The following is a 17,907-nucleotide window of genomic DNA, read 5'->3' as shown; positions in this document are numbered from 1 at the left end:
ATGGCACCCGTACCATTGACGGGCAGCACGGCAGGCCTGCTCGTAGCCCGCTAGGCGCTAAACAATCGTAACGGAACCACGCCGAACTGGCTGGCATACGCGTGGATCGCCGGGGACCCACCGAGGTGCATGAGCAGAATTTTGTCGTCGCTTCGAAAACGTCCCTCGCCAGCAAGCCTCAGGAGGCCACGCACTGCACGACCTTCGTAAACCGGGTCAGCGATCAGGCCTTCCTTGTTGGCCAACAACCGGATGCCGCTGATGATGTCCTCATCGGCCACACCGTAAGCGTTGCCACTGGCAGAAATGACTTCGACATCCTGCTCCGAAACGCGGACTTCCAGATCCAGCGTGTGCAGAACCGCATTGGCGAGTTGCAGGATGCGGCGCTTTTTTATCGCGGTTTCATCGTCGTCCGACACGCCAATGATTCGCGTTCGTATACCTAGAGCGGCGAAGCCTGCCAACAAACCTGCCTGCGTACTGCTGGAACCCGTGCAATGCACGACATAGTCGAATTTCAGCCCGTGCTCAGACGACTGCCTGGCCAGTTCGGCCGCGCAATTGACGTACCCCATGCAGCCAAGATGGTGTTCAGAGCCGCCACCCGGTATTAAATAGGGCGCATGGCCGTCGGCCTTCAGCCGGATCATGAACTCATTCAAGGGCCCCTGATCTTCAATCGGTCTTTCGGTCTCATCGACATAAAGTTCGGCACCCATCAGGTGGCTGAGCAGAATATTGCCGACCGATCGATAATTCGGGCCGGCATCTTTGGTCCAGGCACAATGCAGGAGGGCGCATTTAAGCCCGGCTTTTGCCGCGGCAGCCGCTGTCTGGCGGGTATGGTTTGACTGAATAGCGCCCACCGTCACCAACATGTCGGCACCCTGGTCAAGCGCGTCGCCAACCAGGTATTCAAGCTTGCGTGTTTTGTTGCCGCCACCTTCGAGACCGGACAGATCATCCCGTTTCATCCACAGCTCGGGGCCGCCAAGCAATGCGCCAAAATTGTTCAGCGGTTGCATTGGAGTAGGTAGCAGTGCCAGTGAGGCGCGAGGGAACTTGCTGAGCCGAGTCTGTAGTTCAGCCACTTTGTGTTTATCAATCATTCGCTATCTCCGCAGTTGTCCAAAAGAAAACTGCGACGTTTCTGATTGAATGTTAGAGGCTGTCTGATTAACCGTCGTCGCGACCTGCAGTTTGCACGACGCCGGTCGGCAATGCACGTTCGACACATGCTGGCTGCCTACCGTTGGCACAAGCAATCGGCGCGGCACAGGCGCTCGGTTCTGCTAGATTCACAAACTCGGGAAGCGTGACGATTTACTGGCTGGTCGACGCAACTACCGGTTCAGGTAGTCCAGTGCCCGAAAGCGTCCACTGTGTTCGAGTGCTTCAACCGTGTCGAACGAGCTCCCATTCGTTTTCGGGACATCGTGCTCAACCTGCCCTCGGACTCTTTCCATATCTCGATGAGCTGACGTTAGCATCGGCTTGATTAATTCCGCACACGTTCGGGAGCGGGTGACGAGGCGCTCGCACTTCAAGGAGAAATACTTCGCGTAAGCCTGCTCATACCGATCGATCAACGCATACCCGGAACTGTCGCGCATCATCTTCAGTATGTGTGCCGACGATATCTGGCTGGACTCAGCGAGCAGAAAGTTGCGATGTTCCAGCAAAACACTGTCATTGAAATCGAGGGTGCCATGCAGTAGTCGAAATATCCTGATCCGTTTCTCACCGACTACCCGATGCTCTTTCAGATAGTTGAACAGCGCCAATTGCGGTACCAAGCGTAACTGCGTACAACGCATTTCAGCCAACAACCGCCGGTCATTTGCAGACTGTGCAGCGGGTACCAGCAATTCGGCGTGACGCGCTTCCCAGGATCGGTATGTACGGCCGTCTGAAATAACCGTCTTGGCGACGCGCGCAATGTCTTCCGCGGGCGCGGCCACTGCGTTGTGCAACGCGGCTTCTGATGTGCGCATCAGTTTCTTATGTCGCTCTGTCATGAACTTCATTGTTCGTGATTCCCCGGCGAGTTGCTTATTTGTTTTTGCTTATTCGCGCTGTCTAATTATAGTCCTTCCGCAACCGTCCGTTAACGTCGCGCGTTGCGCGCTTTTGATTGATTCCAACCATATATTGCTGATTGCAACCGCTGCTCCGGAAGCGTCGCCTTTGCGGTAAGCATGAACCGTTGGCCAGCCGATGATGAACTGGCTCCGGATCTTAGCCGTGTTGTCGAACAGCTCGCCGGTAATACACGAAGCGAGCTATGCATCCCGCCACAAGAATGCACGATGGATCTGGACGCCGTGTATCGAAAATATGGCGTCGTGGCCCCTGAATTTGCGCTCACGAATAGCGGCGTCGTCTTCTCGCGCTGGCGCTCACTTGCCAACCAAAACAGTAGGTCGTACTGTTTGTGCAGAAGTAAGAGTTGAAACCCAAGGCTCACGTATATGGATTCCGTATCCCCGCCGTCTCGCCGCAGATCGCAGGAAGAACGCCGCACAACAACCCAGACAGCACTGCTGGAGGCCACTGTGCGCTGCCTTGGTCGCTTCGGGTTCGCCGGCACATCTATCAGTTCTGTCATTAAGGAAGCACGCGTGTCACGAGGAGCGCTGTTGCATCACTATCCGGCAAAGAACGAACTTATCGCTCACGCCATTCATCACTTTTATTGCCAGCGACTTGATCGGTTCAAAACTCAGCTGCTGGGTGCGAATACCGAGCAGCTGTCGCTTGAAGACCGATTGCGCGTGCTGAAAGACGATTTCGCCACCTGGTACGACACAGCACGAGAGATTGAAGTCGCGTTGCGCACCAACCAGGAGATAGCCAAAATTCAGGAATGCCTGTCGGCGAAGCAGCTCGAACAAATGAGCCGCGAGTACGAACAGTTGTTGCCCGAGTTCGCCGTCCTTGAGAACCCACGCGACATGATAGGTATCGCGTGCTACCTGATGCGAGGGCTGGCCAGCCAGCGCAATCAGGCCGACGTCGCGCGGAAGTTTGATGCCTGTGTCGCCATGATCCAGTGTTATCTGAAGAACGCTGTGCAACCGCACTGAAATCCGCTTTACAAACAATACGCTCGGACGGTATGTTTGCCCCCGCAATGAGAAGTCCGGGTGGCTCAACACCCCTGGTACATCGCAATTCTTAGGGGTAAGTACATGATTATAAAACACAACCGTCACCTGCAGCGTGGCTCGGCTGCGCTCATAACCGCATTATTGGTGCCGCTGGCTGCAACCGCCCAGGACACTACTTCGACCGTCGTGCAGATCGAAGAGATCATCGTGACCGCGGACAAGCGCGCAGCGAAGAGCGTCCAGGACCTCTCAAGCAGCATTACCGCCTTTGATGCCGACAAACTCGAACGCTTGGACGTGCTGGATTTTGACGACTTCATCGTTCAGGTTCCCGGCACCAATTTCATTAACGACGGCGGCCCAGGACGCGGCAACGAAGTGGCGTCCATTCGCGGGCTCTCAACCGTTGCGGACAACACCGTTGGCGTGGTCGCGCAGTATCTCGACGGTGCACCGCATTTCGGCAACTCCTACCGCTTCTTCGATATCGGTGAAGTCGGTGTCTTGCGTGGCCCGCAGGGAACGCTGTGGGGCTCCCAGTCCATCGGCGGACTCATTTACTACCGTTCCAACCGACCGGAACTCAACAACTACAGCGGCAACGTACAGGGCGATCTGTACACGACCGACAACGACGGCGGCTTGAGCCAGCGTTACAGCGGCGTCGTAAACATGCCGCTGGTTGAAGACAAGTTTGCAGTGCGCGTAGCGGGGCAGTTCGTCGACGAAACGGGTTACATCGACAACATCCGTACCTCGAACAACGCCATCAACGATGTTCGGGAGTCCGCGTGGCGCTTATCAGCGTTGTTCGCACCAACTGACAATTTGACCGTAACCACGATTTATCACGGCAACGACCTCAATGCAGACGCACCGACGTATTTCGAAATCGGCCTGGACGGCTTGCAGGTGGATCAGCCATCGGACTCCGGCCCCAGCCGTCAGGAATACGACCTCTTCAATCTGATCGTCGACTACGACCTGAGCTGGGGTACGCTCAACTACACCGGTTCACACTTCACAAATGACGGTGGCTACACGGACTTCCTCGATTCGTCAGGCACTTTGCAGCAGTTCGATACCGTAATTGATGAGCACGCCACGACGCACGAACTACGGCTCTCCTCCTCGGGCGACAACCGCTTGCAGTGGCTGGTCGGTCTTTACTATGACGAGTACGAAGACTTCAATCAGGCGATTGATTACGAGCTAACCGGCTTCGGTGATCCGGCTCCGGTTGAAGGCACGCGTTCCGGTGGTCTGCAAATCCTGACCGACAAGGCTTTTTTTGGCGAAGTCAGTTACGACCTGACCAACGACCTGACAGTGCTGGTCGGTGGCCGCATGTTCAACTGGGAAGTGGATAACCGCGAAGTATTCCTGATCGGCGGTGGTGATTTCGGCTTTGTAACCAACGGTGTCGCCAAAGATGACGACGTCTTCTACAAAGTATCGCTTGAGTACCGCTTGAGCGACGATGTCATGGCCTACGCGTTGCGCTCGGAAGGCTTCCGCTACGGCGGTTTCAACACCTTTGTCGGCGAAGCGCTGTTCGGCATATCGGAAGAGTTCTACGAGTTCGCACCTGACACGCTGGTCAGTTACGAAGCAGGCATCAAGTCGCGGCTTGCGGACGGCCGGGTTCTGCTGAACGCGTCCGTCTATTTCCTCGACTGGCAAGAAGTACAGGCCGTAGTACAGAGCGACACGGCTGGTGCCTTCGGTCAGGGCTTCTTCACCACCAATGCGCCGGATCTGGAAGCGCAGGGTGTCGAACTCGAAATCGTCACCCAGGACTTTTTTGCACCGGGCGTTTACGCGGCGTTGAGCTGGGGTAACACGGACAATGAATTCCAGGACGACGCACAGTTGTTCCCGGGAACCCGGGTAAACATCAACAAGGGTGACAGCCTTCGTCGTACGCCGAGAAACACCTATTCCCTCGATGTCGGCTATGACTTCAGCTACAGCAACCGGGTTGACGGCTACGTTCGTGCCAATTTCTGGCACAAAGACTCAACCTCTACCTTCGGCTTTGACGGCAACGACGGTAACGTTGAAGTGCCCGCACAAAACATCGTCAATATGTCCACCGGTGCAAACTGGGAAAATTTCCAGTTGAAGCTGTACGTCGACAACCTGACGAACGAAACCCCGTTGCTGAACGTATTCTCCGGCGGACGTGCCGGGTTACCGGGCGGTGACGAGGCCGTGCGCGCGAATACGCTGCGACCAAGAACGATCGGTATTGAAGGCACCTACCTTTTCGGTGGCCGTTAAGCCCCGGTAGGTAGCTCGCAACGAACTTGGTATAAAGGAGCTGGTGTAGCGAAGAACGTGGTTCTGAATCGTGAGTCAAAAACCGGGAGCGTGGACAATTGCGGCCTATGCAGCGCCCATGGTGCCGATATGGATGCTGCACACGCCGGCGCTGTCGATTCTGCCGGGGCTGTACGCAACGGTCAGCGGCATCGACCTCGCGACAATTGGCCTCATTCTTGTGTTCAGCCGCGTTTTCGATGGGATCACGGATCCGGTCATCGGCTTTTTCTCGGACCGCACGGCAACGCGGATAGGGCGAAGAAAGCCCTGGATCATTGCCGGTGGCCTCTTGTGCATTGTTGGCGTGTGGTTCTGGTTTCGCCCCGGCACCGATACCGGCGGGCTGTATTTTTTACTGGCTTCGATCGTCGTCTATGTAGGCTGGACGATGGTCGAAGTTCCGCACGCCGCGTGGCTGAGTGAGCTGACAGTTGACTATGATGAACGTTCGCACGTCTCCGGGTTTCGCACCGCCGCCATTTACCTCGGCTATTTTCTGTTCTGGTCCGGGCCGTTTCTGCCGTTTTTCCCGACGACCGAAATTACCCCGGACGTTACAGCGGCATTGTCCTACCTGGTTATTGCCTTGATCGTACTTTCCGTAGTCGCGGCGGTACGCATGGTTCCGGAAGGGACTACCAATGTGCGCCCACAGGCGAGTGCAGCGGCGGCGCTGTCGTCATTCGCGGCCAACAAACCGTTGCGGATCTATGCCGTCATCATGCTGGCCAGTTGGCTGGCCAGCGGCATGGTCGCCGGCCTCTATTTTTTCTACGTCAGCAACTACCTCGCCATTCCCGATAAGTTCGGGCATCTTGGCCTCGCAGTTGCCGGTATCGGCTTTCTGAGTGCGTCGTTGTGGGGATGGGCAGGCGCACGCTTCGGCACTCACCGTGTACTGGCATTTTGCAATTTGTGTATCGTGCTAACGCTCGTCGCGATGGGCAGCATACGACCCGGTCCAACTGCGTTTCCTGCCTTGCTCACGGTGTTCAGCTTTTCCGCATTGTTTACCACAGGTTCTACTGTTGCTTACTACGCCATGATGGCCGACATCGTGGACTACGACACGCTGAAGACCGGCTCCAACAATGCCGGCAATTACTACTCGCTGGTAACGCTGCTGCAGAAGATCGGTCTTGGCGCAGGGGCCGGGGCGGCGCTGCTGTTTGTCTCGCTGTTCGGTTTCGATGCCATGGGTAACAACGATGGCTGGGCGCTGGTTGGTTTCTTCATTGCCTTTTTGGGGATACCCATACTGCTGAACTTGCTGGCAACCGTGCTCGCGCTTTACTTCCCGATCAACAGGCGCCGACACAACATCATTCGCAAGCGCCTGCGGACACGCGCACAACACACGGCGGCAGCCCACTATGGCTGACACCCTGGACCGCGAACCGCACCGCACGATACAGACCATCGTGGCTATTACTCTCGAACAGTGAGCACGTACCGGAACCTTTAACTACATCATCCAGAGTTACCGAGACACGCTGCCTGGCACAGGCAACGCTGCCTGGCACAGGCAGTTGATCGGCAACAATAAAGATTTGATTTCAGGAGAGTTAGATGCGAGTCATAGTTTGCCTGCTGTTGCTGACAGTTGGCGTTAACCACGCGGCACGGGCAGAAAAGATCGCCTTGACCGGCGCTACCGTCATCAGCGCAACGGGTGCGGCACCTATTGAGAATGCCACCGTGTTGCTGGCCGACGGCAAGATCCAGACGATCAGTAGCAACCGCAAAGTGCCGGCGGGCTACCGAACGATCGATGCGTCTGGCAAATGGATCACACCCGGCCTGATCGACTCCAACATTCACCTGATTCTGATGACCGTGCCGGAGTTCTTCATAAAGTATGAAGACCGGCTTACTGACATCGCTATTCAGTCGGCCCAGGTTGGCCTCAAGTACGGTCTGACTACCATGCCCGATACCTGGGGACCGCTAAAGCCGCTGCTCGAAGCGCGCGACAGAATCAATAGCGGTGAATTCATCGGCAGTCGCCTGTTGATCGCCGGCAATATCATCGGCACCGGCGGGCCGTTCAGTCAGTACTTCATGGGCGGCTGGCCGGTATCCGGGCTTTCGCTACGTTATGGCGGTTGGGTCACGCCGGCCATTCGGCGACGTATTGATGCCTTGTGGGAAGACGACGTAGGTCCGGCCATGCTGGCCATGACGCCGGACGAAATTGCTATCACGACCCGTAACTACATTGCGAAGGGCGTTGACTTCATCAAGGTTGGTGTCAGCGGCCACGGCATCGGTCCGGTTGAACCGCTGATGTTTTCCAAAGAAGCACTGGTCGCGATGCGTGACGAAGCGCGTAAGGCAGGCATTCCGTTTACGACTCACACGTTCACGGTCGAGAGTTTGCGTATGGCGGTCGAGGTAGATACCGACCTGCTCATACACCCGAACGTCATGAGCACATCATGGTCTTCTGCATCGGATGCCCAGAAGGAAGCGATCCTGTCGCTCATAGAGACAATTGAAGAAAAGGGCATCTATGCCGGCCTGATGTCTATCCCGGAAAAGGAAAAAGAGCGAATCTACGCCGAGTGGGATTTTCGTGAACACACCGATCAGCCCGCGCTGAACGAGATCATGGTGAATCGCCAACTGGGGATGCACGGTTCGTCCTTTGAGGAAAAAGCGGAAGGTGTGAAAGTGTGGATTGATGGCGGTGTGAAGTTCACGCTCGCCACCGATCAAGGTCCCGACTCGGCCGACCTCGGACCGGTAGTATGGGGACGCCTGGGGCGCATGCACTTCAACCGCATGATCGGCTTGCAGGACGTCGGCGCGAGCCCGATGGAGATACTGATCGCCGCGACCCGCAATGGCGCTGAAGCCTACGGTCTCGGCGATACGCTAGGCACGGTAGAAGAGGGCAAAATTGCCGATCTGCTGGTGCTCGATGCAAATCCGCTGGACGACATCGGCAATTTCCGCCAGATCAACATGGTCATCAAAGGCGGCGAGATTGTTGACCGTGATGCGCTGCCCACGGTGAAAGTGCTCGACTACGATCCAAGCCTGCCCTGGCCCTACTGACAGAGACGCCTGCCATGCGAATGAAAACCCTGTTGCTGCTATTGAGCTGCTCGTTTTGGGCAGTTCACGTTCATGCTCAGGATGAGATTGAGTGGCGAGCCGTTGATCCGGACAACCTGGTAATTATGGCGCTCGACGACGGTGTGGTTTACATCGAATTGAATGCGAACTTTGCACCGGCAACTGTCTCGCAGTTCAGACGGCTGGTTCGCAAAGGTTTTTACGCTGGACAGAGTTTCTACCGGGTCATCGATGGTTTCGTTGCACAAGGTGGCGACGGCAGCGACATGGGCAATGCCAATTCAGAACCGACCATCAAGGGCGAGTTTGACCGCAAGCTAACGGACGCACTGCCGTTTGCCAGCGTGCAAAAGCCCGATTTGTTCGCCGCCGAAACCGGTTTCAGCGATGGCTTTGCCGCCGCTCGCGATACAGAGGAGGGCAAGGTCTGGCTTACGCACTGCCCGGGTACGCTGGCTATGGCAAGACTCAACGAGGCAGACACCAGCAGCACCGACTTTTACATCGTAATAGGCCAGGCGCCACGTTATCTGGACCGCAATATGAATATCTTCGGTCGCGTCGTGCTTGGCATGGATGTCGTGCAACGCATTCGCCGTGGGGCGGCGAGTGAAGGCGGGATGTTAAGTGTGTCAGACACTCGTACGATCATCACATCGGTACATATCGCCTCTGACCTTGAAGAGAGCGAACGTCCGGCCGTGGAAGTGATGGATACGAACAGCAGAGGTTTTGCCGCGATGCTGGATTCACGGCGTCACCGTGTTCATGAGTTCTTTCAACACACGCCGACTTCGGTGCTGGATGTTTGCCAGGTACCGAATACTGGCCGTCAGGCTTCGGCAGACTGACCCGGCACTAATCAGCCGCATGCGGTGCATTTGCTGCAGCCACATGCGCGGCATAACCGGCACCCGCTTCCGTGTAAATATTGAACACCGTGGCTGCGCCGGCGTTTTGCAGCGCGACGACTTCGTCGGGAAAACGTGCGGTAGCGGCAATTCTCCCACTAAAAGACGTCAGTTTAAGTTGTTCGATCACTTCGAGGCTGGTGCTCAATTTTGGCAAGGCCAACATGATCAGATCCAGAGTATGGGTCGCCTGAACACGATCCCAGAAATCAGCATCGCTGGGATCGCCGAGTAAGACCTTACGGTTCATTTCTCGCTGGTTCTTGACCGTGATGGGGTCAATTTCAACGCCAATCACTTTGTCTCCGTACTTGTCACTCATCGTGTCGTAGGCTCCGGTACCGACTCCGCCCATACCAACGATCGCAATGGTTGCGTTGTCGATGTCATGTGGCTGGTCATCCGGCAAACGACCTGATCGCTGCAATCGTTGCCACAGCGGCCGGTGTCTTGCATAGAGGTCGTTAGCCATTGCATTCAGAGCGGCGGCAATGGCAAATGACAACGACAATGCGACCGCGAGAACGACCAGCCATTCACTATCGAGCCACTCGTTGGTAACGCCAATCATGGCGACGATCAAACCGAACTCACTGAAATTGGTGAGATTGGCCGAGGCGAGGAACGCGGTCCGTGCCCGCAATCTAAAGTACGCCAACAGTGCCAAAAACAGCCCGGATTTTAGGAACACGAACGGCGCAATCAATGCACCAACAATGAAGGTCTCGAGCGTCAGCTCACCAGACAAACCTATCGAGAGAAAGAAGCCAAGCAGGAACAGATCTTTGAAGCCCAGCATTGTTTTGGCCATTTCCTCGGCCTTGGCGTGATTGGAGATGAGTACGCCAAGAAGCAATGCCCCGAGATCGCCCTTCAATCCAACCAGTTCGAAGACCTCCGCGCCGCCTAGTGCGAGCACGAAACCGAACAATACGAGGAGTTCACCATGACCGACACGTTGCAACAGCCGATGCAGTAGTGGTCGCAGCAGCACGAGCAGGACAAGTAGAAATGCCCAAGGGGAGGGCGACTTGCCCGACGAAACGGCAAGGAACACGACGGCCGCAAGATCCTGCATGATCAGAATGCCGATCGCGATGCGGCCGTGCGGCGTTGCCATCTCGCCTTTTTCTTCGAGCACCTTGACCACGAACACCGTGCTGGAAAAACTCAGCGCAAAGGCTATGAGCACGGATTGAGAAAAATCCAGTTCGGCAAGAAACGGCGTACCAAGCAGCGCCAGCGCATAGACCGCGAAGCCGAATACCGCTACCACTATCGATGTATGGAGACCGGTCACTGCCCATACTTGCGGTCTCGCGAGCGTGCGAAGATTAAGCTTCAGGCCGACAGTAAACAGCAGGAGCGTTATACCCAGGTTGGCGAACTGCTGCAGGACCTCGCCACTGACGACGCCTGTGCCGTTGAGCAAGAACCCGGCCGCAAGATAACCCACCAAAGGCGGGAGCCCGATAACCCGCGACAACAAGCCCAGAGCAAATGCGAGCGCGAGCCAGACAATGTCTCCAAGCGCCGTAGTAATCCAGTAGAAATCCATGCGCCTAGTTCTCGTTCGGCAGTACAGCTACGTTCTCAACGGACCGCAAGGCTATGACTACTGCAGGCCAATTGGTCACTGGTATTTCTATTGCTTGCATATGAGAGGCTACGCTCCGCTTTTGTTAACAGTGTAAATCGCGACAACTAAAGACGCCGTGCGTTGTTATGACGAGCAAAAGTTAGATGCCAATGGTACCGGAGGCGAATGACGGTATTGTTGTCACTATGGGTTTTTGGCCGGGTGATTGCACTCTAGTCGTATGACCAACTGCGCGAAGCTACAATTATTTGCAGCAGGGCCGTATCCGTATATACGTGATAGCCGAAAACGTAGCTACTTTCGTGGGTCCCGGAAACAGACTGCAATGAGCATCGTTAGCCTCGCGATTCATACCAGGACCGGCACTACAGCACTGGGAATACCGGTTTACCTGCCATACTAACAGTGAGAAGTGCGGCACTAAGCAACGCCAACGCAATTGCCACTATAACAACGATAGTTCGGGACGGCCGCCAATATCGATCAAGCGTCCAGCCCAGTAAAGGCAAAACCTGCATGGTGTGAGTAACCACAAAATGCGGTACGCGCAAGTCGCCCATTGTTCGCGACCAACCCAGCAACGGAACACTGCTTGCCGCGGTGAGTGCAGTTCCGACCGAATGAGATTGGTTAAGCGACATGTAGCCTGCAAACAATAGCGTTAAGACAGACCCCATGATAAGACCGATGATGGAACCCAGACGGTAACCGGAGCCGTCTCTTCGTCCGTACTTCCAGATCATGACACCGAGGGTGAAGGACGCGAGCACCAGAAATACAGCGCCAACTCCCATGAGCATGTACATCAACGATTCCAAGACAGTGTCGACGTTGAAGTGCGAACGCTGCCCGCGGCCGGCTTGTATTGATATGTAAATTTGCTCGAACAATCCTGAGGCGACAGCCGCATAGCCCGTCAGCAGCAGGGTCAATCCAATGCGACGGCTGCGTTCCAGCTGTTGAGCAAGGATGGCCAGCGTAAAGAAATGTATCGCTAACGACAGGCTGAATTTGAGCGGCTTCATCCAGATTGCATCGCCGTCCAGTTGCCGTGCATCCAGAAGGTATGCCGGTAGCAGGACGGCAAATGCTGCCAGCATAAATAACCCCGTCATCACCCACGCACGAGTGACAGGATCATCTTCCAGGCCAAAAGGAAGCGGCGGGTATAGCCGTAGCGGCTTCCTAATGAGCGTTTTGAGCACGAGGCGTTTCTCCGCGGCGAGATAATCCAAGTCGGATGCACAGAAAAAGCGCAAGGCCGATCGGCCCGAACATGAAGGTAGCGACTAATATCGGCGCCTGTACCAACCGGGACATACCCATTTCGTCGGCTTTTTCAGCAATCCACGTGCCAATAAACAGATCGAACGCGAGATAGTGCACCCAGCCTGCCAGCAACATGTTGTCGTCGAGAAACAGTGAACGAACGCTGGCAATTGAACTGTAACCGCCATCAACAGTGAAATAGTTCGTCAGTGCGAGTCCCGCGTAAAGCAGCGACATACCAAATGGAATCAGGTACTGCGGAATAAAGAACAGGGGCTTTATGCGGCGAGGTAACATCACCAGGATGATCCAACCGATCATCGCGGTCGTGCTCGCAAGCGAGAATACAGACTCGGGTGTCATGTTCGGAGTTAGCCTTGCCGATGCGAGAGCGTCAGGGTTACCCAATACCCGGACCTCGTCAAGAAGTTGCATCGCTGACCCGACTGAGCCGGTGGGGCAGATACTGACTGATCCGCAAAGCAACGTCACGACGGAGCAAATTGTGCCGTTCAGATGACGGCATTGAGCAGGCAGGAGCAGGTCGATGCGTCCGGCAACATGGTTCAAACCGTGACTTTCGGTTTCCGTTTGACGTTAAGCATTACCACGCCGACCAGAATCAGCACAGCGGCAAAATAATCCATGGCCTCAATCTGCTCGCCTACGATGAATGCACCAATCGCCAGCGCCACAACAGGCGGGACATAGCTCACCGACGAGGCTGCAACCGCGCCCATCTCGCGAACAATGTAGTAATAGATGATGTAGGCCAGACCCGTACCGGCAAGACCAAGGCCGAGCACCAGGCCCGCCAATGCCAGGCCGTTCTGCGTGATGTTGCTGATGCCACTAGTGTCGGTGACCACGGCCAGAATGACGGTGGCGAAACCGAGCTGGTAGGTCGTCAATGCAGCCGTCGGCAATTTCAGCGGCATCACGTATTTCTTTGCGTAGACAAACGAGATACCGAGGCTGAACGATCCGAGCACCATGTAGAAAACGCCTTCTGCGGATGCTCCCGCCAAACCCGCTTCGAACGGGCGGGCGATCATCAAAATGCCGGCAAAGCCGACCAAGAGGCCCAGAACCTTTAACACAGTGAGACGTTCGTCCCTCAGGAACAGGGCTGCGGCGATGACGGAGAACAGGGGAATTGCGCCGCTGATCGCGCCGGCTACACCCGATGGCAACAAGGCCGTGCCACGGACAAAGCCGTAGTAATAGATGGCCGCAGCCAGACAAGCCATGACAACGAAATGCCCGGCGTGCCTCAGATGAGCGAGTTTTACCTGGCGTTTGATTGACGCGTAGACGAGTACCGGCACGAAACCGAGCGCGACCCTCGCCAGAACCACTTGCTCGGGTGAAATATGGTCGACCGCCAGCTTCATGAAGATGAAATTGCTGCCCCAGATAACACCCAGCGTTAGCCAGGCGATGACGGACAAGGGGGTGTATTGCATAGGGTATTGCTCGAGGCGACGGGAGTGCACCGATATATGGGTGCGCGGGTGGCGAACACAACTTGCTGCGTAATTGGCAGCGATATATGATTTGTATACATATCGTATATTACGGATTCGCCATGGGTATAGTAAAGATAAGTGACGAGCTGCACGAAGAACTGCGCAAGGCCAGCTCGGTGATGGTGCGCTCGATCAACGCTCAGGCCGAGTACTGGATAAAAATGGGGATGCTTGCTGAGGCAAACCCTGACGCGTCGTATTCACAGCTGGTGACCGAACAGCTGAAGCACGCCGACGTCGTCATCCGGAAAATTGCCAGTGGCTGAAGTCATTTTGAAAAACGCACAGGAGTTAGAGCTGATGCGCGAAGCAGGCCGGCTGCTCGCATCCGTTTTCGACTATCTCGATAAGCAGGTGGACATCGGCATCACCACGATGGCCATCAACGACCTTGTGGAACGTTACATTGTCGATGAACTGCATGCGCGCCCCGCAAGCAAAGGGCAATACGGTTATCAATACGCGTTGAACACGTCTGTTAACAACGTGGTGTGCCACGGTATTCCTTCCGATACGCAGAAATTGAAATCCGGCGATATCGTTAACGTTGATGTCACGCTGGAGAAGGGCGGCTTCATCGCTGATTCCAGCAAGATGTACCTGATTGGCAAGGTCTCGCCACTGGCAGAAAGGCTGGTCGCCAGGACCTACGAGGCCATGTGGGCTGGAATCAAAGCGGTCAAGCCCGGAGCAACACTGGGTGATATTGGTTACGCGATTCAGGCCTATGTCGAGAAGAACGGGTACTCGGTAGTACGTGAATACTGCGGCCATGGCATAGGCAGGGAGATGCATGAGGAACCGTCCGTGTTGCACTTCGGACAGCCGGGCAAAGGCCCGGTTCTGCAGGAAGGCATGACGTTCACGATTGAACCTATGATCAATCAGGGCAAGGCCAAAGTTAAGCTGAAGAAAGACGGCTGGACGGTCGTGACTGCTGATAAGAAACTATCCGCACAGTGGGAGCATACGGTTGCTGTAACCGCTAATGGTTTTGATGTTCTAACGCGCCGCTCGAACGAGATCACACCAACATAGGAACCCAGAGGACTCCCTTGGTTAAGGAAGCCATAACTTTTTCTATACTGCAGGGCATCAAGAAATTGACAAACCGAATGCAAGAATAACGCTTCTCCCGTTTACAGAGCTCACCAGCGCGACCGACTTAACCCATCCCGCTTGGGATGTCGCCATGTTTGGGACCAAAGCTTGCTAAACACGATGATCTGATTGTTGTAGAGTTGCTGCTTACTTTTGTTGACCGGAGTAACGCTTTGCGAATAGTAATCATTGGGGGAACCGGCCACATAGGAACCTATTTGGTCCCACGGCTGGTAAATGCTGGTCATGACGTAGTCTCAGTAAGCCGACAAGAACGCAGCCCTTATCAAACGAATGCGGCCTGGAAGTCAGTCGAGCAAGTTACTCTGGATCGCCGAGCGTCAGAAGAATCCGGCGAGTTCGGAAAACGTATCAACGATCTGAACGCAGATGCTGTAATTGACCTGATTTGTTTTGATGTCGAAAGTGCCCGTCAGCTTGTAGATGCTTTAGCCGGGAATATCGCTCACTTTCTGCATTGCGGAACCGTCTGGGTCCACGGGCCAAGCCACAGTGTCCCTACAACAGAGCAGCAAGTTCGAAAGCCATTTGGCGATTACGGGATCAGGAAGGCAGCTGTGGAGGCTTACCTGCTGAACGAAGCCCGGCAGAATGGTTTTCCCGCAACCGTCCTGCATCCCGGGCACATCGTAGGCCCAGGCTGGAAGCCAGTTAATCCGGAAGGGCATACATCGCAACAAACCTTTAGCAAAATTGCGAACGGCGAAAAAATCTATTTGCCAAACCTGGGTCTTGAGACGGTTCACCATGTTCATGCGGACGATGTGGCCAGTGCGTTTATTAACGCACTGGACAATTGGTCGAGCGCCGTTGGCGAGAATTTTCATGTGGTTTCTCCTCAAGCACTAACCTTGCGTGGGTTTGCCGAGGCGATGGCTGATTGGTACGGAACTAGCCCCAATATCGAATACTTACCGTGGGAAGAGTGGAAAACCCATTTCACCGAACGGGAGGCGCAGGTGACGCTGGATCATATCCTGCATAGTCCGAATTGCTCCATTGCAAAAGCACAACGATTGCTTGGCTACCAACCTCGCTACACGTCTCTGCAAGCAATTCAGGAGTCTGTTAGCTGGTTGGATGCAAATCCATAGATACTGAAGTTCCGTAGCTTGCAGGGCGATACAGCAGGGCTACGCCAGTACCGAATTGAAACTTACCGCCGGTCGAAACGTTAGCCGCTCTCGATGTAAGAGCGGAGAGTGGCGCCGTTCGCAGACTTCAGCGACGAGAACTTGTACTGCAAATCGACTTATTGGGGTAAGAGCATGAAGACTGTTGCAATACAGCCTCGTTAGACACCTAGTGCATTTTTTGACCGGTCTCGGCATCGAATAAGTGGGTTTTGGTCACGTCGAACTTTATCTGGAGAGATTCATTGATACCCGGGTAGTTACCGGGTCTAACCCGCGCTACAAGCGAGTGACTGTCGCTGGCCAAGTGAAGAAAAGTCTCCGCACCCATTAGCTCCGACATTTCGAGGCGCAATGTTGCACCTTTGCCGTCTTCGGCGATCGCCATGTCCTCCGGTCGGATGCCAAGAACAACCGGTTTCTCCGACTCGAAGGCCGATTCCGCAATAATATTCGATGGCAGAGAAAACTGCAGAGGGGAGCCGTTGGCGGTCTCTGTAAAGTGAAGTTCGCCATGCGCACCGCGTAGTGTGCCGGCAATCAGATTCATCGGCGGACTGCCGATAAAGCCAGCCACGAATAGATTGTCTGGCTGTTGGTACAGATTGATAGGCTCATCAACCTGCATGATTTCGCCGTCTTTCATCACGCAAATCCGGTCACCCATGGTCATGGCTTCAACCTGGTCGTGGGTAACGTAAATCATGGTGGCGCCAAGCCGCGCGTGAAGTCGCACTATCTCGGCGCGCATCGATACTCGCATTTTGGCATCGAGATTCGAAAGTGGTTCATCAAACAGAAAGACCGCGGGTTTCCGTACTACAGCACGACCAACGGCGACACGTTGACGTTGACCACCCGACAAGGCCTTGGGCTTTCGGTCAAGATACTTTTCCAGTTCAAGCAGACTTGCGGCTTCCCGGACCCGACGATCTATTTCTGCACGCGGGTGCTTTCGCAGCTTCAAACCAAACGCCATGTTGTCGTACACCGTCATGTGCGGATAGAGTGCGTAGTTCTGAAAGACCATCGCAATATTGCGGTCCTTGGGGTGCTTGTCATTGACAACCTGATCGCCGATAGCAATGGTCCCGCCTGATATATCTTCCAAGCCGGCGATCATGCGTAGCGTGGTCGATTTGCCGCAGCCCGATGGACCAACAAGCACCATAAATTCGCCTTCGCGTACCTGGAGATTTATTTCCTTGACCGCGGTGACGCCGGGGCCTTTTGGTTCGGGATAAATTTTTAAAAGGTTTTCGATCCGGACGTTGGACATAGAGTTAGTATCTGCTTGCTTGCCTCCATCGAACATCAAACTCGATGGCACGACTATGGCAGGATAATGGGCGAATAGTGCTCCGGATTATAATCAGGTACATCTACCCAAACTAGAATGAACGCATTAAAGATTTGGACTATCCTGCTGTAAGAGCAACAATTCACTATCGAGCGACGCGGCCGACACTACTGGCCGCCGTGATCCGTCAGTCAGGAAATGAGACTTGGACAGCGATGCAGCCGTGACCGAGCATGCTCCCGAGCGAACTGATGTCAAGAGCCAGCCATGGTTGGGCGACAGCGGGCCAGGTATTCCCGCAACCGCCGGCCGAAACCCTCGCTGGTAGTTTCGTCCTACTCTTAAATAGGTTAGTTCTATCCCAGTCTAAGCAAATTGAATAGGGTCCAAAACATCACTACCCCTCTAATCGGTATGGCCTGAGCTAAGACATCGATGACCAGAGCTCGGTTTGGAGCAGATTTCCCTACCGGCCTCGGGCAAGAACGCAGAATGTTACGAATAGGCGATAACCAGCTTCGAGC

Annotated in this window: 15 protein-coding genes; 8 read left to right on the top strand and 7 right to left on the bottom strand. The window is 55.0% G+C overall.

All coding sequences use genetic code 11. The features are described from left to right. Positions 1 to 50 precede the first annotated feature (50 nt). Entirely contained in the window at positions 51 to 1,112 is a 1,062-nt protein-coding gene (locus AC0L8N_RS17925) for a 1-aminocyclopropane-1-carboxylate deaminase/D-cysteine desulfhydrase (RefSeq protein ID WP_473669655.1), read from the bottom strand. 234 nt (positions 1,113 to 1,346) lie between these two features. Further along, positions 1,347 to 2,021, bottom strand: a complete 675-nt coding sequence (locus AC0L8N_RS17920) for a hypothetical protein (protein WP_473669653.1) — start codon at positions 2,019 to 2,021, stop codon at positions 1,347 to 1,349. A gap of 453 nt (positions 2,022 to 2,474) precedes the next feature. Here AC0L8N_RS17920 and AC0L8N_RS17915 point away from each other — a divergent pair, with 453 nt between their 5' ends. From AC0L8N_RS17915 to AC0L8N_RS17895, 5 genes are all read left to right on the top strand, one after another. Then, the gene (locus AC0L8N_RS17915) at positions 2,475 to 3,089 is read left to right on the top strand and encodes a TetR/AcrR family transcriptional regulator (RefSeq protein WP_473669651.1); all 615 of its coding nucleotides are present in this window, start codon (positions 2,475 to 2,477) and stop codon (positions 3,087 to 3,089) included. 105 nt (positions 3,090 to 3,194) lie between these two features. Then, the gene (locus AC0L8N_RS17910) at positions 3,195 to 5,396 is read left to right on the top strand and encodes a TonB-dependent receptor (protein ID WP_473669649.1); all 2,202 of its coding nucleotides are present in this window, start codon (positions 3,195 to 3,197) and stop codon (positions 5,394 to 5,396) included. A gap of 70 nt (positions 5,397 to 5,466) precedes the next feature. Then, the gene (locus AC0L8N_RS17905) at positions 5,467 to 6,819 is read left to right on the top strand and encodes an MFS transporter (RefSeq protein ID WP_473669647.1); all 1,353 of its coding nucleotides are present in this window, start codon (positions 5,467 to 5,469) and stop codon (positions 6,817 to 6,819) included. Positions 6,820 to 7,007: 188 nt separating this feature from the next. Then, the gene (locus AC0L8N_RS17900) at positions 7,008 to 8,498 is read left to right on the top strand and encodes an amidohydrolase family protein (RefSeq protein WP_473669645.1); all 1,491 of its coding nucleotides are present in this window, start codon (positions 7,008 to 7,010) and stop codon (positions 8,496 to 8,498) included. 14 nt (positions 8,499 to 8,512) lie between these two features. Beyond that, positions 8,513 to 9,370, top strand: a complete 858-nt coding sequence (locus AC0L8N_RS17895; protein WP_473669643.1) for a peptidylprolyl isomerase — start codon at positions 8,513 to 8,515, stop codon at positions 9,368 to 9,370. Positions 9,371 to 9,377: 7 nt separating this feature from the next. Here AC0L8N_RS17895 and AC0L8N_RS17890 read toward each other — a convergent pair whose 3' ends face one another. The 4 genes from AC0L8N_RS17890 to AC0L8N_RS17875 all read right to left on the bottom strand — a co-directional run bounded on the left by AC0L8N_RS17890 (position 9,378) and on the right by AC0L8N_RS17875 (position 13,765). Further along, positions 9,378 to 10,988, bottom strand: a complete 1,611-nt coding sequence (locus AC0L8N_RS17890; protein WP_473669641.1) for a cation:proton antiporter domain-containing protein — start codon at positions 10,986 to 10,988, stop codon at positions 9,378 to 9,380. Between the two features lie 407 nt (positions 10,989 to 11,395). Continuing rightward, entirely contained in the window at positions 11,396 to 12,130 is a 735-nt protein-coding gene (locus tag AC0L8N_RS17885; protein ID WP_473669639.1) for a hypothetical protein, read from the bottom strand. Between the two features lie 85 nt (positions 12,131 to 12,215). After that, positions 12,216 to 12,734 carry an ABA4-like family protein gene (locus AC0L8N_RS17880; RefSeq protein WP_473669637.1) on the bottom strand — a complete coding sequence of 173 codons (519 nt, stop codon included), beginning with the start codon at positions 12,732 to 12,734 and terminating at the stop codon, positions 12,216 to 12,218. A 131-nt stretch (positions 12,735 to 12,865) separates the two neighbouring features. After that, positions 12,866 to 13,765 (bottom strand): DMT family transporter, encoded by a 900-nt coding sequence (locus tag AC0L8N_RS17875; protein ID WP_473669635.1) that lies wholly within the window; start codon positions 13,763 to 13,765, stop codon positions 12,866 to 12,868. Between the two features lie 122 nt (positions 13,766 to 13,887). Between AC0L8N_RS17875 and AC0L8N_RS17870 the strand changes: the two genes are divergently transcribed. The 3 genes from AC0L8N_RS17870 (at position 13,888) to AC0L8N_RS17860 (ending at position 16,044) form a co-directional block, all read left to right on the top strand. Next, positions 13,888 to 14,094 carry a ParD-like family protein gene (locus AC0L8N_RS17870; protein ID WP_473669633.1) on the top strand — a complete coding sequence of 69 codons (207 nt, stop codon included), beginning with the start codon at positions 13,888 to 13,890 and terminating at the stop codon, positions 14,092 to 14,094. Further along, positions 14,087 to 14,866, top strand: a complete 780-nt coding sequence (gene map, locus AC0L8N_RS17865) for a type I methionyl aminopeptidase (RefSeq protein WP_473669631.1) — start codon at positions 14,087 to 14,089, stop codon at positions 14,864 to 14,866. Before AC0L8N_RS17870 ends, map begins: the two co-directional genes overlap by 8 nt. Positions 14,867 to 15,102: 236 nt before the next feature. Further along, a complete protein-coding gene (locus AC0L8N_RS17860; protein WP_473669629.1) occupies positions 15,103 to 16,044 on the top strand; it encodes an NAD-dependent epimerase/dehydratase family protein in 942 nt (313 codons plus the stop codon). A 208-nt stretch (positions 16,045 to 16,252) separates the two neighbouring features. Here the strand turns inward: AC0L8N_RS17860 and AC0L8N_RS17855 are convergent, their stop codons facing one another. Beyond that, positions 16,253 to 17,362 carry an ABC transporter ATP-binding protein gene (locus AC0L8N_RS17855; protein WP_473669627.1) on the bottom strand — a complete coding sequence of 370 codons (1,110 nt, stop codon included), beginning with the start codon at positions 17,360 to 17,362 and terminating at the stop codon, positions 16,253 to 16,255. Positions 17,363 to 17,907 lie beyond the last annotated feature (545 nt).

This window comes from Woeseia sp. D3-10 (genome assembly GCF_055809415.1).
Note: the sequence above shows the minus strand (reverse complement) of the source record. Positions and strands in the feature narration are given on the sequence as shown.